The sequence below is a fragment of the Vibrio sp. BS-M-Sm-2 genome (assembly GCF_041504345.1).
Classification (GTDB): domain Bacteria; phylum Pseudomonadota; class Gammaproteobacteria; order Enterobacterales; family Vibrionaceae; genus Vibrio; species Vibrio satsumensis.
The window spans coordinates 2,568,981-2,585,045 of record NZ_CP167894.1 but is presented as its reverse complement, the minus strand read 5'-3'; the positions used below and the strand labels follow the sequence as shown (position 1 = coordinate 2,585,045).

Annotated in this window: 14 protein-coding genes; 2 read left to right on the top strand and 12 right to left on the bottom strand. The window is 45.0% G+C overall.

Going from position 1 to position 16,065, the window contains the following annotated elements; translation table 11 throughout:
* Positions 1–23 precede the first annotated feature (23 nt).
* Positions 24–1,403: a DNA repair protein RadA gene (gene radA, locus AB8613_RS11920; RefSeq protein WP_017063288.1), complete on the bottom strand. Its 1,380-nt coding sequence runs from the start codon at positions 1,401–1,403 to the stop codon at positions 24–26.
* Positions 1,404–1,564: 161 nt separating this feature from the next.
* Here radA and AB8613_RS11915 point away from each other — a divergent pair, with 161 nt between their 5' ends.
* Positions 1,565–3,910, top strand: coding sequence for a PilZ domain-containing protein (locus AB8613_RS11915; RefSeq protein ID WP_146490669.1), 2,346 nt, complete (start codon positions 1,565–1,567; stop codon positions 3,908–3,910).
* A 113-nt stretch (positions 3,911–4,023) separates the two neighbouring features.
* Here AB8613_RS11915 and serB read toward each other — a convergent pair whose 3' ends face one another.
* The gene (serB, locus tag AB8613_RS11910; protein ID WP_017058828.1) at positions 4,024–5,004 is read right to left on the bottom strand and encodes a phosphoserine phosphatase; all 981 of its coding nucleotides are present in this window, start codon (positions 5,002–5,004) and stop codon (positions 4,024–4,026) included.
* 109 nt (positions 5,005–5,113) lie between these two features.
* Here serB and AB8613_RS11905 point away from each other — a divergent pair, with 109 nt between their 5' ends.
* Positions 5,114–5,725, top strand: a complete 612-nt coding sequence (locus tag AB8613_RS11905; RefSeq protein ID WP_081090108.1) for a YtjB family periplasmic protein — start codon at positions 5,114–5,116, stop codon at positions 5,723–5,725.
* 189 nt (positions 5,726–5,914) lie between these two features.
* On the opposite strand, the gene deoD is transcribed toward AB8613_RS11905, so the two are convergent.
* From deoD to AB8613_RS11855, 10 genes are all read right to left on the bottom strand, one after another.
* A complete protein-coding gene (gene deoD, locus AB8613_RS11900; protein WP_004734474.1) occupies positions 5,915–6,634 on the bottom strand; it encodes a purine-nucleoside phosphorylase in 720 nt (239 codons plus the stop codon).
* 65 nt (positions 6,635–6,699) lie between these two features.
* The gene (locus AB8613_RS11895; RefSeq protein ID WP_372383857.1) at positions 6,700–7,920 is read right to left on the bottom strand and encodes a phosphopentomutase; all 1,221 of its coding nucleotides are present in this window, start codon (positions 7,918–7,920) and stop codon (positions 6,700–6,702) included.
* Positions 7,921–7,996: 76 nt separating this feature from the next.
* A complete protein-coding gene (gene deoA / locus AB8613_RS11890) occupies positions 7,997–9,325 on the bottom strand; it encodes a thymidine phosphorylase (RefSeq protein WP_372383856.1) in 1,329 nt (442 codons plus the stop codon).
* Positions 9,326–9,579: 254 nt separating this feature from the next.
* The gene (gene deoC, locus AB8613_RS11885; RefSeq protein ID WP_010436196.1) at positions 9,580–10,356 is read right to left on the bottom strand and encodes a deoxyribose-phosphate aldolase; all 777 of its coding nucleotides are present in this window, start codon (positions 10,354–10,356) and stop codon (positions 9,580–9,582) included.
* 523 nt (positions 10,357–10,879) lie between these two features.
* The gene (locus AB8613_RS11880; RefSeq protein ID WP_060982613.1) at positions 10,880–12,142 is read right to left on the bottom strand and encodes a NupC/NupG family nucleoside CNT transporter; all 1,263 of its coding nucleotides are present in this window, start codon (positions 12,140–12,142) and stop codon (positions 10,880–10,882) included.
* Between the two features lie 204 nt (positions 12,143–12,346).
* Positions 12,347–13,177, bottom strand: coding sequence for a TatD family hydrolase (locus tag AB8613_RS11875; protein WP_372384821.1), 831 nt, complete (start codon positions 13,175–13,177; stop codon positions 12,347–12,349).
* Entirely contained in the window at positions 13,158–13,313 is a 156-nt protein-coding gene (locus AB8613_RS11870) for a DUF5363 family protein (RefSeq protein WP_285954336.1), read from the bottom strand. The genes AB8613_RS11875 and AB8613_RS11870 overlap by 20 nt, the downstream gene beginning before the upstream one ends.
* 105 nt (positions 13,314–13,418) lie before the next feature.
* Positions 13,419–14,999: a peptide chain release factor 3 gene (gene prfC / locus AB8613_RS11865; RefSeq protein ID WP_061018717.1), complete on the bottom strand. Its 1,581-nt coding sequence runs from the start codon at positions 14,997–14,999 to the stop codon at positions 13,419–13,421.
* Between the two features lie 173 nt (positions 15,000–15,172).
* Positions 15,173–15,628 carry a ribosomal protein S18-alanine N-acetyltransferase gene (gene rimI, locus AB8613_RS11860; RefSeq protein WP_285954265.1) on the bottom strand — a complete coding sequence of 152 codons (456 nt, stop codon included), beginning with the start codon at positions 15,626–15,628 and terminating at the stop codon, positions 15,173–15,175.
* On the bottom strand, positions 15,621–16,019 hold the full coding sequence (locus AB8613_RS11855) for a DNA polymerase III subunit psi (protein WP_146490665.1): 399 nt from the start codon (positions 16,017–16,019) through the stop codon (positions 15,621–15,623). The genes rimI and AB8613_RS11855 overlap by 8 nt, the downstream gene beginning before the upstream one ends.
* Between the last annotated feature and the right edge of the window lie 46 nt (positions 16,020–16,065).

Here is a 16,065-nt window from a genome sequence, read left to right as displayed (position 1 = left end):
TAGAGTAGCTGAAGTGAGCTCAATTACAACTCATCAAAAGCATTAATTGCTTCCGATAATTTTTTCACACCGTGGATCTGCATTCCAGGAATGCCTCCTTTAGGCATGTTTGCTGCCGGTACGATCGCTTTCTTAAAGCCGTGTTTAAATGCCTCATTAAGGCGCTCTTGCCCACTCGGTACCGGTCGAATCTCACCCGCTAGGCCCACTTCGCCAAAAACCACTACATCTTTTGGTAATGCACGGTCTCTGAAACTTGAAAGTAGAGCCATCACCAACGCAAGATCTGCACTGGTTTCGGTTACTTTAACACCACCGACGACATTCACAAACACATCTTGATCAGCCATTTGTAAGCCGCCGTGTTTATGCAGCACCGCTAATAACAACGAAAGCCTGTTTTGTTCTAGGCCGACAGCGACACGACGCGGGTTAGCCAGCTGGGAATAGTCCACAAGTGCTTGGATTTCAACAAGCAGTGGACGAGTACCTTCCCACACAACCATAACCGAACTGCCCGAGGTTTCTTCCTCACCACGAGACAAGAAAATCGCTGATGGGTTGCTGACTTCTTTTAGTCCTTGGCCTGTCATAGCAAACACACCGAGTTCATTGACCGCACCAAAACGGTTTTTGTGGCTGCGCAATGTTCTAAAGCGGCTATCGGTTCCGCCATCCAATAGAACTGAGCAGTCAATTATGTGCTCAAGCACTTTTGGCCCGGCTAAGGTGCCGTCTTTAGTTACGTGTCCCACTAAGAACACAGCAACATTATTTTGTTTTGCGTAGCGCGTTAGTGCAGTTGCCGATTCACGAACCTGAGCGACACTGCCCGGTGAAGATTGAACATCCGCGACATGCATAACTTGGATTGAATCGATAACCATGATCTTTGGCTGTTCTTTTTCCGCAACCTGACAGATTTTATCAACGTTGGTTTCAGAGAGCATTTTTAAGTGCTCCTTTGGTAATCCAAGTCGAGAAGCGCGCATCGCAACCTGCTGCAACGATTCTTCACCTGTGACATAGAGTGTCGGTAATTGAGAAGAAAGCTGACACATGGTTTGCAACAACAAGGTTGATTTACCAGCCCCTGGGTTACCACCAATCAGGATTGCAGCGCCTGGTACAACACCGCCACCGAGTACGCGGTCGAGTTCTTTGAAGCCACTGCTAAAGCGTGGCACTTCTTGTAAGTCGATTTCCGACAACGTTTGAACTGATGACTCGGTTGCACCACCAGCATAACCACTCAATCGTTCATTACGCGCTACCTGAGGTGAAGCGGCTAACCTAACTTCTGTAATCGTGTTCCAAGCACCACATGCGTTGCACTGCCCCTGCCAGCGTGGAAAGTCAGCACCACAGTCATTACACACATAAGCTCGCTTTGCCTTAGCCATAAAACCTCAATAATTTACTCAGTTACACAATGATGTTGTCAATTTGTGACTTATTTGACCGTACGGGTGAAAATAAACGTTGCAGTCATACCACTTATACTTAAAGATCGATTTAAACTAGTCGATAACATAAATGCACCGTCCATTCTAACAAGAAAAGTATGCAGCAATCTGAAATTCTATCTGTAGCAGAGCGTCTTATCCCGGCCTACCACGCCGAAGATTTCGAATTCCTTCTTTCTCAAATGACAGAAGGCGAATCTCCGTCTCTAAAACTGCTGGTTAAAATGGAACTGAATCGTATCATGGCTCCGTGTACAAAGAGCATTGATTTACGTGGGCGCATTGATAATGAATGTCGTCAGTTCACGTTAGACGGCCGTAAGCACTGGCTCGATGATATCGCCTTAAACGCGTATCAACGTGGCACTAAAAAGTTTAAAGGTTACACAGAAGGCGCATGGGAGTTAGTAATGACTCCGCGAACTCAGCCAATGAGCGTAGTTAAAACATCTTCTCAAGGTAACCACGACATTACTAGCGCCAACAGTCCGTATGAAGCGGAAGCGATTAACCTAGGTTACGACTTAAAGCGCCAAGAGAACAGACTCAAGATTAGCTCGCAGGTTGAGATCACCACATCGAAAGGGCAAAGCCTACATGGTGTAACGGTTGATATCTCTCCGTCAGGTGCAAAGTTCAAGGTGCCGAGCACCTTTAGATATAACCTCGGCGAGATCATCAGCGTTAAGTTCACAGAGCTTATCGAAAAGTCCCAAGAAAATGATGTTAACCAAGCGGTTGAATTTCGTGTTTTGGGTATCGACGAATCCTATGAGAACAACGCGGTCAAATTTCTAAGAACCATCAAGGTAAGCGACAACAATGTTGTGGCTCGCTTACTCGATGAGTCTTTAAATAGCACCAGTAAAAAAACCAGCCATGAGAACCAAGATAGGATCATTCGAACTCGTACGCGAGGAATCGAACACACCTATCTAAAGCATACTTGTAACCTTCCGCTGTTCTTCAGCGGCAGTGAATTAAAGCTTGCCCTACTGACAGATAACAACCATCCGTTATGGCAATACTGGCACGACGAGCGAAATCAACAAGCGCTAGGCACCCTGTTCAACGAGCAACGTATGAACCTGCTGGCTAAGCCAGGAGTGAAGGGAACCAGTAACGTTATCTATTCTTTTACCCATGAACACCAAAACAAGACCTTATTCTATTCAATGATGCTACCTGAAGCCTCTCGTGAACAAAGACAACTGTTCTGGCACATCGGTGGTAAACGTAAAAGTTGGAAAGCGTTCAAGTTCTCGGTTTTCGAACTTTCAGACACCGAGCGACAAGCATTAGCTAGGCACTCGGATACGCTGGCCCAAAGCTCAGCTCAACTGACGCATTGCGGAATCTTGCAAGAGATCGGCGATCACGAAAGTGCAGCTGACTATCTTCTGAGTGAAAAGCCACGTATTCCAAGCAGTGAATTAAACCGCTTCCGTCACCCACGTACTGTCGTCGGCAATATTCAAAGCATCTACTTTGACTCTCAGACCCGTCGTAAAGAGCCGAGATACCAATTTAAGTCACCGCTGCAGCTTACATCACAAGATGGCGCAGCGGCGAACGGACACACCTTAGATATCTCTAAGCGTGGACTGAGCATTAACCTTGAACACCCAATGGTCCTCAAGATTAATGATCCTGTATTGGTGAACTTTAATGAACTGCAGCTTTATGACAAGAACCTGCCACTGAGCACCGTGCCTTACCAGGTGATTCGAGTGAGCCCGAATGGCCGCAACGTGCAACTGGTTATTGCCGAGAACGCCAAGACGATGCGTACCATCGCTTTCCTTAATGGACTTATCGATCAGAATCAAAGCAAGCTGATTAAGAAGCAAGAGATACTGCCAACACATTCGCTGCTCGAATCTCTGCACAACATTTTGTTAAGCAAGATGGTCAGCAACCCAATATTCATTGATAAGCCAGGTTCAACGCTGCGCTGTAAGATCATTGGTGTGAATTTTCCATTAAATAAGCATCTAACGTTACTTGCTAAGCTTGGCCATAATCAAAAGTTCTCACTCGAGCCGATTTTCAAAGGGCACTCTAATTCACTGTTAGCTGAGCCACTGAAAAGAATTGAAGGTGCAGAGCCGAAACACCATGACGTATACATTGCCGCGGTAAAGTTTGGCGACAAGATCCAATCGGTACACACCAAGTTGGTCAAAGACTTCGCCTCAGCAAAGGAACGCATCTTATTCATTAAGAAAGCGCAGCATTTAGGTGACGTGTATGTATTACGAGTCACGACTGCACCTATCTTTAATCCGTTGACGAGTTTATTCCAGTCGGATTTAGAAGAGCTTTCACGCATAAGCATGCATCAAGCTAAGAAGCTAGAGAATGAAGTTACTGCATTTATCGGTTATGGCGAGATAGAAGATATTACTGATGAAGTGTTGATTCGATTGGAGCTGACTCGTTAGGTCAGCATCAATTTACTGGGTTTGAAAATAGAAAAAGCAGGCTCATCACCTGCTTTTTTTCTGAGTCACTATTGCCAATAAGATACATAGCCAATAGCACTTAGATAGGACCCCTAAGGTTTCGCTTGCCAACTTATCTTCTGCTGCTTAGCCAATACACCCGACAAGATGCACAGTACCCCGCCTAAACCTGCATAACGCACAGCGGTTTGAGCTTGTTGCTCTACTTTCGGTTTCGCGTGATAGGCAATACCTAAACCTGCAGAACCCATCATAACCAAGTCATTAGCACCATCACCAACGGCAACGGTATTGTGCAGTTCCAATTCGTATTCTTCAGCTAACTCTACCAAGATATCCGCTTTGGTCTGCGCCGAAACAACATCTCCTAAGACTTCACCCGTCAACTTACCATTGACAATCTCAAGCGTGTTTGACTGAGCATGGTCAAGATCAAGGGTATCTTTCAGGTAATCAGAGAAGTAAGTAAAACCGCCTGATGCAATCGCTGTTTTCCAGCCAAGCTTATTCAAAGTATTCACCAGCCCGACCAAATCTGGCATGAATGGCAATGACTGACGCACTTGCTCTAATATCGACTCATCCGCACCTTTGAGTGCTCCTACTCGTTGGCGTAGGCTCTGTTCAAAATCGAGCTCGCCTTGCATTGCTCGTTCTGTGATTTCAGAGACTAACTCTCCCACTCCAGCCAGCTTGGCAATCTCATCGATGCATTCAATTTGAATCGCTGTAGAATCCATATCCATTACGATCAAACCTGGCTTAGATAAGTCTGGGACCTCGCTAAGGCAAGCATAATCAAGCTTTAACGCTTGGAGGATTTCTTCGTGTGCTGGTGTTAGATTGCCTGACATCAAAGCCACTTCATAATGCCCAACCTTCCACGTATCGAGGATGGTGTTGTAAGTGCCAGTGAAGAAGTCGATGTCATCGAATGATTGTGGAGATAGATACTCACCGAACACAATCCAATTGGCTTTGGATTTAGCGAGTTGAGAAGCGAAACGAGTCTCAGGGAGTCGAGTTAATAATGTGGTATGCCTTTTTATCGGCAGATATTTCTGAGCGTCCATGTGTATGATTCCTAATTAACTATGCTAAACGTTAACCTATTGCAATTTGAAAACGCAAGTCTCAATATGTCTTAATCATAACATTTGTTTATTTCAGGCTTCATGAAACATGAATGAATCATTGTTCTCAATACGTAACGCTTTACGAATGCTAGCCCTCATTTTGCTGGCTACCATGTTCGTTGTAACGATTAAAAATACGGTCGTGATTAGTAAAGGTAACGAGAAGATCCAAGCGAAACAGTTGGAAACTCTTACCAAGCTGCTTATCTCTCAGGCATCACTTTCAGCCAGCAAGATGATCACGCAACAAGACCAAGAGCGATTGCTTGATCTTACTAATCAGCTATCTCAAGACCGACTGGTGTTTGATACCACCATCTATGATGCAGAGGGTATTCGACTGGCTTCGAGCGAAAAAGCTCTCTCCGTACGCGAGGTTCTTGGCTTAGATACGCCACTTTCAACAGCAAGTATCGGTAGACAACAATTAGTTGAACCTATTTATTCACCAGAGAAGACGATCATCGGCTTTATTCGAGTGACCTTCGAAACGGGTAAGATGACTGCAATTTCTGATCACCATTATCGCAAAAGTGATCGCTACATGATCGGTATGGTGCTGATGGGTTTTGTAAGTGGTGTGCTGTTTGTCATGCTCATTCGTAGAAGGAAGACTAAAACTGGTGAGAATTTGCTGCTCAAAAATGCTAGCTCATAGACATCTCGATTCAGCAGAAAAGGACTCCGTATAGCAAGCTGCTAGCAATGTGAGAAATTCGACGGAGTTCTCGGTTGAGTTAACAACAGCCAATGACGTTAGTGCTAAATACAATAAAAAGCCCCGAAGCTCAGGCAGCAACAGGGCTTTTTGTTATCTGTTAACTTACCAAGCTAAGACAAATAAATATTATTCTTGGTCACCAAGCAACACTGAGTCTAATGCGATAACCATCATGTCGTTGAAAGTCGTTTGACGTTCATCTGATGTGGTTTGCTCACCGGTCTTGATGTGATCAGAAACAGTACAAATCGTTAGAGCTTTGGCGCCATATTCAGCACATACACCATAGATGCCTGCAGCTTCCATCTCTACGCCAACAATGCCGTATTTGTCCATTACTTCGAACATCTCTGGATCTGGCGTGTAGAACAGCTCAGCCGAGAACAGGTTGCCCACTTTTACGTCGACACCGCGAGCTTTGGCTGCATCTTCCGCCGCGCGCACCATTTTGTAATCCGCAATAGCCGCAAAGTCATGACCTTTAAAGCGAATACGGTTCACTTTAGAGTCAGTGCATGCGCCCATGCCGATCACTACATCACGCACTTTGATATCTTCGCTCACTGCACCACAACTACCGACACGAATGATCTTTTTCACACCAAAGTCTTTGATCAGTTCAGTCGCGTAAATAGAACAAGATGGGATGCCCATACCGTGCCCCATTACCGACACCTTACGACCTTTGTAAGTACCGGTGTAACCAAACATGTTGCGAACGTCGCACACTTGAACCACTTCTTCTAGGAAGGTTTCAGCGATGTATTTAGCACGTAGCGGGTCGCCTGGCATTAAAACTACGTCAGCGAAATCACCCATTTCAGCATTAATATGTGGAGTAGCCATTGAAAATATCCTTAATCTCAAAACAAAAAAAGAAGAGAGAGGTTTCCCTCTCTCTTCGTTAACTATTATAGAAAGCTTGTACCGTGTCCCATTGGCGATGTGCCAAAGTATGACGCTAAGCTTTGACCGATATCAGCGAAAGTATCGCGACGGCCTAAAGAACCTGCTGGAACCTTTTGACCGTAAACAATCACAGGGATGTGTTCACGAGTATGGTCAGTACCTGGCCATGTCGGATCACAGCCGTGGTCAGCCGTTAAGATAAGTACATCGTCTTCTTTCATCATCTCGATGATTTCATTGATACGACCATCGAAGTACTCAAGTGCCGCTGCGTAACCCGCAACATCACGGCGGTGGCCGTAAGCTGAGTCGAAATCAACGAAGTTAGTGAACACGATAGTGTTGTCGCCCGCTTCATTGATCGCTTCTTTGGTTGCTTCAAATAGCGCAGGGATACCTGTTGCTTTGGTTTTCTGAGTGATACCACAACCCGCGTAGATATCAGAGATCTTACCAATTGAGTGAACGTTACCGCCCTTCTCATCAACCAACTTCTGAAGAATGGTGGCTGCAGGTGGCTCAACAGAAAGGTCACGACGGTTACCAGTACGCTCAAATTGACCTTTACCTGGACCAATGAACGGACGAGCGATAACACGACCAATGTTGTAGTCTTCGAGCTCTTCACGAGCAATCTGACAAAGGTCTAATAGGTTTTGTAGGCCGAATGTCTCTTCATGACAAGCAATCTGGAAAACAGAGTCTGCAGAAGTGTAGAAGATAGGCAAGCCAGTCTTCATGTGCTCTTCACCTAGGTTATCTAGGATTTCCGTGCCAGATGAGTGGCAGTTACCTAAGAAACCAGACAGGTCTGCACGCTCAAGGATGCGGTCAGTCAGTTCTTTTGGAAAGCTGTTCTCTTTGTCAGTGAAGTAGCCCCAGTCAAACAGTACCGGAACACCTGCGATTTCCCAGTGACCTGATGGCGTGTCTTTACCAGAAGACAACTCAGCAGCGTGACCGTAAGCGCCAATGATCTCAGCGTCTACATCCATACCAGGAGCAAAACGACCTGTAGACTCTTTGTGAGCCATCGCTAGACCTAGCTTAGACAGGTTTGGCAGCGTCAGTGAACCTTTACGATCTGCATTGTCTGCAAGACCTTGGTCACAATGATCTGCAATGTGGCCCATAGTGTCAGAACCTACATCACCGAATTTGTCCGCATCCGCTGTTTCACCGATACCGAATGAATCTAAAACTAAAATAAATGCTCTTTTCATTTTCTTCACCAACTTATTGCTCTTTGCACCAGAACTCTGTTTATCGGTATACGCTAGGCATACCGATATCTGTTATTTACACGTCTTCAGAACGAATCTGACGGTAAACGTCTGGCGTTGCTGTATATTCTCCGCCCACAGTGATTGCATTTTGTAATGCTGTTGCAGCTTCTTGCCACTGTTGTTCGTTGCGAGCATGAATCATTGCTAATGGCTTATCTTCACTTGCTACTTCACCTAGGCGAATGAAGTGATCAAAACCGACTGCGTAATCAATGCTGTCAGTTGCTACGCGACGACCGCCGCCCATACCAACCACAGCCATACCAATTGCACGAGTATCCATTGCTGATACCACACCGCTTTCTAGCGCGTACACTGGTTTAATAATGTCTGCTTTTTCTAGGTAGTTATCGTAGTTCGTTACGAAATCTGCTGGACCACCAAGGCCCGCTACCATTTTACCGAAACACTCTGCTGCTTTACCGTTATCCAGCACTGCCATCAGTTTTTCACGCGCTTCATCTGAATCTTTAGCTAGGTTACCCAGCACCAACATTTCAGCACACGATGCTAGAGTGATCTCTAACAAGCGTGGGTTACGATATTCACCCGTTAGGAACTGAACCGCTTCACGAACTTCAACTGCGTTACCCGCTGAAGAAGCCAATACTTGGTTCATGTCCGTTAGGATTGCCGTTGTTTTAGTACCCGCACCGTTTGCTACTGCAACGATAGATTTCGCTAGCTCTTCTGACGCTTCGTAAGTTGGCATGAATGCGCCTGAACCTACTTTTACATCCATCACTAGAGAATCAAGGCCAGCTGCCAGTTTCTTAGATAGGATTGAAGCCGTGATTAGCGAGATGTTATCGACTGTTGCTGTGATATCACGAGTCGCGTAAACACGCTTGTCAGCAGGGGCTAAATCGCCTGTTTGACCGATGATCGCTACGCCAGCATCTTTAGTTACTTCACCGAACACTTCGTTAGTTGGTGTAATGTTGTAACCTGGGATAGATTCTAGCTTGTCTAGCGTACCGCCAGTATGGCCTAAACCACGACCAGAGATCATTGGAACGAAACCGCCACATGCTGCCACCATAGGACCAAGCATCAGAGAAGTTACGTCACCAACGCCACCAGTTGAGTGTTTATCAACGATTGGGCCATCAAAGTTCATGTGGCTCCAATCAATCACCATGCCTGAGTCACGCATTGCACACGTTAGTGCGATACGTTCTGGCATCGTCATTTCATTAAAAAAGATAGCCATTGCAAATGCTGCAATTTGGCCTTCAGAAACCGTGTTTTTAGCGACACCTTGGATGAAAAAGTTAATTTCTTCTGTGGTCAGTACTTCGTTATCACGTTTTCTGCGAATAATTTCTTGAGGTAGATACATTAGTGCCTCCCAAACTCTAGTGAGTATGGTTTGTAGGGAAAGAGGTAATGTGGAGTGGCTTGACGCCACTCCATCAAACAGACTTGTTATTATCAATACTCTAAATATTTGGCGTTGCAGCTAGGCGACTATTCTCTTGAAAGAAAATCGAAGTTCATTCCTATGAACATAGAAGCTCTATGTGATTAGGACGGCCGGCGAACCGGTGAACTTACGCAGTCAACAACGCTGCGGCGTCAAATATGACGAGTAAATTAGTATGCTGCTGGATCAGCAGTTTGGTCTGTTACTTCTAATGTATTAAGAAGGTTCGTTAGTAGGCTTGAAGCACCAAAACGGTAGTGCATGTTGTCTGCCCACTCAGCGCCTAGTAGCTCATCAGCCATTGCTAGGTATAGTGCTGCATCTTCAGCAGTACGTACGCCACCAGCTGGTTTGAAACCAACTGTTTTAGCAACGCCCATGTCACGAATAACTTCAAGCATCATGCGCGCGTACTCTGGAGTCGCGTTTACTGGCACTTTACCTGTTGAAGTTTTGATGAAATCTGCGCCCGCTTCGATACAGATTTGAGAAGCTTTCTTAATAAGTGCTTCTTCTTTTAGTTCACCCGTTTCGATGATCACTTTAAGTGTGATGTCACCACAAGCTGCTTTACACTGTTTCACTAGCTCAAAGCCAACTTCTTCGTTGCCAGCAATAAGAGCACGGTATGGGAATACTACGTCGACTTCGTCTGCGCCGTACGCTACCGCTGCTTTCGTTTCAGCAACAGCAATTTCGATGTCGTCATTACCATGAGGGAAGTTAGTTACAGTCGCAATGCGTACTTCTGGAGTACCTTGCTCACGCAACGCTTTCTTAGCGGCTGGGATAAAGCGAGGGTAAATACAGATTGCAGCAGTGTTGCCAACTGCAGTCTTCGCATCATGACAAAGCGCGACTACTTTTTCAGTAGTATCGTCGTCATTTAGCGTAGTTAGGTCCATAAGTTTAAGTGCACGTAGAGCTGCTGCTTTTAAATCGCTCATTTCTATCTCCGATCAATATATTCAAATAGTTAACTACTTCGCCACCCATCCAGTATAGATGGATATTTTAGTAATGCTCAGTAGTCACAAATGAACGGACTTGGTTCCTTGAAGACTTGATAACTTTCGCTACCAATTGCAATCCTTGTCACCGCACAGTACCAGTTTGGTCTATGGCACAACAAATCAGTCATGTTGTGTCTAACATCTATAGCGTATCGCTAAGTTTGGCTTAATCCCAGAACAATAACCTTTGAACGAATCCAAGCGGTCACTTTCTTGCCAACAAGAGACATCCTATCCCTTAAGCTTATACATTATAGGTATCCATCAATAAATTGTAGTGCTCCTTAGAACGCAAACGGTTTGTATCTCAAAAAAACATTCTAGACCCATTATTGAATCCCAGCATCAGCTCATGCTCATACTCAAAATCACTAGGCCTAAAAACAAAAAAGCCCCGCAGCAATTTCTTGCTACGGGGCGATATTATTATGGCGTCTATATATCTAAATCTACTTGATTAGAAAGATAGGAAGAAGCCAGCAATTGTTGCTGCCATCAAGTTAGATAGAGTACCAGCAATAACCGCTTTAACACCCATACGAGCGATGTCGTGACGACGAGCTGGTGCAATACCACCTAGACCACCTAGAAGAATCGCAATTGAAGAAAGGTTTGCGAAACCACATAGTGCGAATGCGATGATAGCTTGAGTCTTCTCAGACATCACTTGACCAGTTGCTGCAACAACTTGAGCATTTTCACCAACGTAAGGTACGAAGTTTAGGTATGCAACGAATTCGTTAACAACTGTCTTCTGACCAATGAAAGAACCAGCGATAGTTGCTTCTTCCCATGGAACACCAATGATGAATGCTAGCGGTGCGAAGATCCAACCTAGAAGAAGTTCTAGAGTTAGGTTTTCCATACCGAACCAACCACCGATGCCACCTAGGATACCGTTGATTAGAGCAATTAGACCGATGAATGCTAGTAGCATTGCACCAACGTTAAGAGCTAGTTGTAGACCAACTGATGCGCCACCTGCTGCTGCGTCGATAACGTTAGCTGGTTTGTCATCGCCACCGTCCATTTCGTCAGCGATGTTGTCGTCTGGCGTATCTGTTTCAGGCTTGATGATTTTAGCGAATAGTAGACCACCAGGTGCTGCCATGAATGACGCTGCAACTAGGTACTCTAGAGGTACACCCATAGATGCGTAACCTGCTAGTACACCACCAGCTACAGAAGCCAAACCACCACACATTACTGCGAATAGTTCAGAGTTAGTCATTTTAGGAACAAAAGGACGAACAACTAGAGGCGCTTCTGTTTGACCAACGAAAATGTTTGCTGCTGCAGACATAGACTCGGCGCGAGAAGTACCTAGAGCTTTCTGAAGACCACCACCAAGAACTTTGATTACAATTTGCATTACACCAATGTAGTAAAGTACAGAGATAAGTGCAGAGAAGAAAATCAGAGTTGGTAGTACTTGGAAAGCAAAGATGAAACCGATACCGTCAACTGAGAAGTTAACTAGGCTGCCGAATAGGAAACCAGTACCGTCTTTACCGTAGTCGATCACGTTTGCTACACCAGCAGAGAAACCTGCAAGTAGATCACGACCCCAAGGGATGTAAAGTACGAATGCACCAAGTGCGAATTGGATAGCGAAAGCGCCACCCACTGTTCTTAGATTAATAGCTTTGCGGTTGTCAGATAGTAGTACTGCGATTGCGATCAGTGCAACCATTCCGACTAGGCTCATAAACAGGCTCATAGTTTATGACTTCCTTATTAGTTATTTATTGGCGTGTTACAAAATGGGGCTATAAAGCGGAGGCAATTATACTCATGCGACCACTAATAAAGTAATGCCGTCCTCACACTTTCGTACAAGATTCATGTACCATTCACACGCAAATGTGAGCCAAATCACAAGCCCGATGCAATTTACGCAAACGATAAACAAAAACCTTCGATTTTATTCACATATACCGAATGCACGATGGCTATTTTGCCAAACTTGCGCTGCAATCGATTGCTTTGGCTCTTTTCTAAGCAAAAAAAGTTCATTTAAGATCGTAACTAAATATTTGGAATGATTAACATTTCCTTGGTTTCCATACATGGGCATGTCAGGAGCATCCGTTTCCAATACCAAGTATTCAAGCGGCAATTTCGCGATGGTTGTGCGTGTTTTTTGTGCTCTTGGGTAAGTTATCGTCCCACCGACACCAATATAGAAACCGAGCTTGATCCACGCTAAAGCCTGCTGTTCACTCCCTGAAAAACCGTGAATCACACCTCCTAAGGTGAACTTGTGCTGCTTTATTAGCTCGATAAGTCGGTTGTAAGACTTCCTTTCATGGACAATCAAAGGCAGCTCAAACGCCTTCGCTAACTCCATTTGTTGGATGAAAAAGCGCTCTTGTTTCTCTCGTTCAACGTCCATAAAAAAGTCGAGTCCGCACTCACCTATCGCGACACATTGACGTATTTTAGAAGAGAGTAATTGGCGCAGCTCTTCAAATTGCACCTCATCCGCTTGCTCTAAAAAGTAAGGATGAAAGCCTAGCGCGTAATAAACGTTGGGGTAGGATTGCGCAATTTTCTCAAGCTTATGCCAGTTATTTTGACCTATAGAAGGGATGAGCAGCTTCTCAACTTGCGCTTGTTTCGCTTCTTTAAGGTAGCGATCAATACTTTGATCAAGTGTAGCTCCCTGATCAATTACAATATTTTGCTTAAACGCCTCAAAATCCGCATGGCAGTGAGTATCAAACAGCGGAAAGTCACTTATTTGCTGTGTCATCTTTTCCATTCTCTGCTTTCTGGCCTTGCAGGTCACGACGATAAGGTACACAGCTACGCTTATTTTCAGGCGTTAAGCCAAGCTCTTCACACCACTTATCGTATTTCCTAACCCAAGCTTTTATCCAACCCAACATACTCATGCTCAAATCTCAGTCTCCATCCTCAGATAACACGTATTAAAAAACGCCTACTGCAGAACAATAGACGTTTTTGTTTAACTCGAATAGAGCTCTGAGAAATTAGTGCTCGCGCGTCGCTCGGAATTGAACTTCAGGGAAACGCTCAGAAGCTAGGTTCAAGTTAACCATAGTTGGTGCGATGTAAGACAGGTTGTCACCGCCATCTAACGCTAGGTTAGATTGGTTCTTACGTTTGAACTCTTCCAGTTTCTTAGCGTCATCACACTCAACCCAACGAGCTGTTGCAACGTTAACACCTTCGTAGATAGCTTCCACGTTGTATTCCGCTTTCAAGCGCGCTACAACCACGTCGAACTGAAGTACACCAACCGCACCAACGATCAAGTCGTTATTCTGCATAGGACGGAATACTTGTACTGCGCCCTCTTCTGAAAGCTGAACCAAGCCTTTAAGAAGTTGCTTCTGCTTCAGTGGATCTCGTAGGCGAATACGACGGAATAGTTCAGGTGCGAAGTTAGGAATACCAGCGAACTTTAGGCTCTCACCTTGAGTAAAGGTATCACCAATCTGAATAGTACCGTGGTTATGCAGGCCGATAATATCACCCGCGTATGCTTTCTCAGCTCGTGCACGGTCACCCGCCATGAAGGTTACCGCATCAGAGATACTTACGCTCTTACCAGTACGAACATGATTCATCTTCATACCTTGGTTGTAAGTACCCGAAACGATACGCATGAATGCGATACGGTCACGGTGTTTAGGGTCCATATTTGCTTGGATCTTAAATACGAAACCCGAGAACTTCTCTTCAGTCGCTTCAACATCACGCTCATTCGCTTGGCGTGTTTGAGGAGCTGGAGCCCATTTAGTTAGACCATCAAGCATATGGTCAACACCAAAGTTACCTAATGCAGTACCAAAGTACACCGGCGTTAGCTCACCCGCTAGGAACAAGTCGTGATCAAATTCAGGACAAGCACCAATAACAAGCTCTAGCTCTTCACGTACGCTTTCCGCTAGATCAGCACCTACCGCTTCATCTAGCTCTGGGTTATCTAGACCTTTGATGATACGAACTTCTTGGATCTCGTGGCCGTGGCCAGATTCATACAAGATCGTTTCATCACGGTGAATGTGGTAAACACCTTTAAACTCTTTACCACAACCAATAGGCCATGAGATAGGAGCACAAGCCATACCTAGCTCGCTCTCTACTTCATCAAGCACTTCCATTGGATCACGGACGTCACGGTCAAGTTTGTTCATAAACGTTACGATTGGCGTATCACGTAGACGTGTTACTTCCATTAGTTTACGAGTACGATCCTCGACACCTTTCGCAGCATCGATAACCATCAAACAAGAGTCAACCGCAGTTAGTGTACGGTACGTATCTTCCGAGAAATCTTCATGTCCTGGAGTATCTAGTAGGTTTACTAGGCAATCATTGTATGGGAATTGCATTACCGACGTAGTTACCGAGATACCACGTTCTTTTTCCATCTCCATCCAGTCAGATTTAGCGTGCTGGTTAGAGCCACGGCCTTTTACGGTACCCGCTTTCTGAATCGCGTTTCCGAATAAAAGAACTTTTTCAGTAATCGTGGTTTTACCCGCATCCGGGTGAGAGATAATTGCAAACGTTCTACGTTTGCTCACTTCTTGTTGGAAAGACATAGTCGCCCTTTGCTGATCTAAAGCGTAAAAAGGGCAAGTAGATAATACTTGCCCTTGAATTCTGTGTGCGGATTATACAGAAAGCGTGTCACTTTCTAAAGGGTCAGTTTACACCCTATTTATCGCTGATTCTGTGGTTAGCTATTTAGGGTTAGCTAAAAGACATAATATGATTAGCTAAACGACATGAAAAGATAGCTCATAATGATCGCATCTTCGTTGCCTTGCTTGGTTGGGTAATAATTACGACGACGGTCGACTTCATTAAAGCCAGCCTTCTCGTAAAGATTAAAAGCATGCACATTACTTTCACGAACTTCCAGCCAAGCACTCTCGGCGTCAGCTTGTTCGCACATATCAAGGAAATATTCAGTTAACGCTTTCCCATACCCTTTGCCTTGTTGGCTTGGGTCTACCGCAATATTAAGTAACGTGACTTCACCAACGATGTTCTGGGCGAAGAAGTATCCGACTACTTGCCCATCGACTTCAAGAACATGATGACAAGCACCTCGACTATCGAGATCGCGAATCATGGTTTCAGACCAAGGGTGAGAATGCGCGGTCTGCTCTATCTGCCAAATAGCGTCTAGGTGTTGTTGTGAAGTCGGTAAAAATTGATTAGTCATAAGCACAAATTTGTTGCCATAAGTCGCGGCGATGTTGGTTATTACCATTGATGTCAGACAGTAATGGAGATTGAAGCGTTTTTGCATTCAGCTCTTGGGCAGACTCACACCCAGCAAACCATACCCATTCAACATCACCGAGTTCGATATAAGTTAGGTGTTGAGGCTGAACGTGTAGTGCCTGAGATAAATCAAGCTTGATACTCTTGAGTACACGCTCAAACATCACGGCGAGATCTTCCTGAGGTTTTTCAGGCGAAACCAAAAGTAACTTGCAATCACTCGCTAGCGGAGTCAGTTTAGATTCATAACCCGCCAAACGTTCTGGGTGACTAAGCTCCCATTGGCTTATGCCCATCTCTTGCAGGTATTGTGCGTGTGTTTGTGACATATCTAGCAGTTATAACCTTAGGTTGGTGGTGGGAGGCTTAATCAGA

What these genes read in the sequence shown, in the direction of transcription:
- radA (WP_017063288.1), bottom strand. Translation starts at nt 1,403, where the DNA reads ATGGCTAAGGCAAAGCGAGCTTATGTGTGTAATGACTGTGGTGCTGAC.
- AB8613_RS11915 (WP_146490669.1), top strand. Translation starts at nt 1,565, where the DNA reads ATGCAGCAATCTGAAATTCTATCTGTAGCAGAGCGTCTTATCCCGGCC.
- serB (WP_017058828.1), bottom strand. Translation starts at nt 5,004, where the DNA reads ATGGACGCTCAGAAATATCTGCCGATAAAAAGGCATACCACATTATTA.
- AB8613_RS11905 (WP_081090108.1), top strand. Translation starts at nt 5,114, where the DNA reads ATGAATGAATCATTGTTCTCAATACGTAACGCTTTACGAATGCTAGCC.
- deoD (WP_004734474.1), bottom strand. Translation starts at nt 6,634, where the DNA reads ATGGCTACTCCACATATTAATGCTGAAATGGGTGATTTCGCTGACGTA.
- AB8613_RS11895 (WP_372383857.1), bottom strand. Translation starts at nt 7,920, where the DNA reads ATGAAAAGAGCATTTATTTTAGTTTTAGATTCATTCGGTATCGGTGAA.
- deoA (WP_372383856.1), bottom strand. Translation starts at nt 9,325, where the DNA reads ATGTATCTACCTCAAGAAATTATTCGCAGAAAACGTGATAACGAAGTA.
- deoC (WP_010436196.1), bottom strand. Translation starts at nt 10,356, where the DNA reads ATGAGCGATTTAAAAGCAGCAGCTCTACGTGCACTTAAACTTATGGAC.
- AB8613_RS11880 (WP_060982613.1), bottom strand. Translation starts at nt 12,142, where the DNA reads ATGAGCCTGTTTATGAGCCTAGTCGGAATGGTTGCACTGATCGCAATC.
- AB8613_RS11875 (WP_372384821.1), bottom strand. Translation starts at nt 13,177, where the DNA reads ATGACACAGCAAATAAGTGACTTTCCGCTGTTTGATACTCACTGCCAT.
- AB8613_RS11870 (WP_285954336.1), bottom strand. Translation starts at nt 13,313, where the DNA reads ATGTTGGGTTGGATAAAAGCTTGGGTTAGGAAATACGATAAGTGGTGT.
- prfC (WP_061018717.1), bottom strand. Translation starts at nt 14,999, where the DNA reads ATGTCTTTCCAACAAGAAGTGAGCAAACGTAGAACGTTTGCAATTATC.
- rimI (WP_285954265.1), bottom strand. Translation starts at nt 15,628, where the DNA reads ATGACTAATCAATTTTTACCGACTTCACAACAACACCTAGACGCTATT.
- AB8613_RS11855 (WP_146490665.1), bottom strand. Translation starts at nt 16,019, where the DNA reads ATGTCACAAACACACGCACAATACCTGCAAGAGATGGGCATAAGCCAA.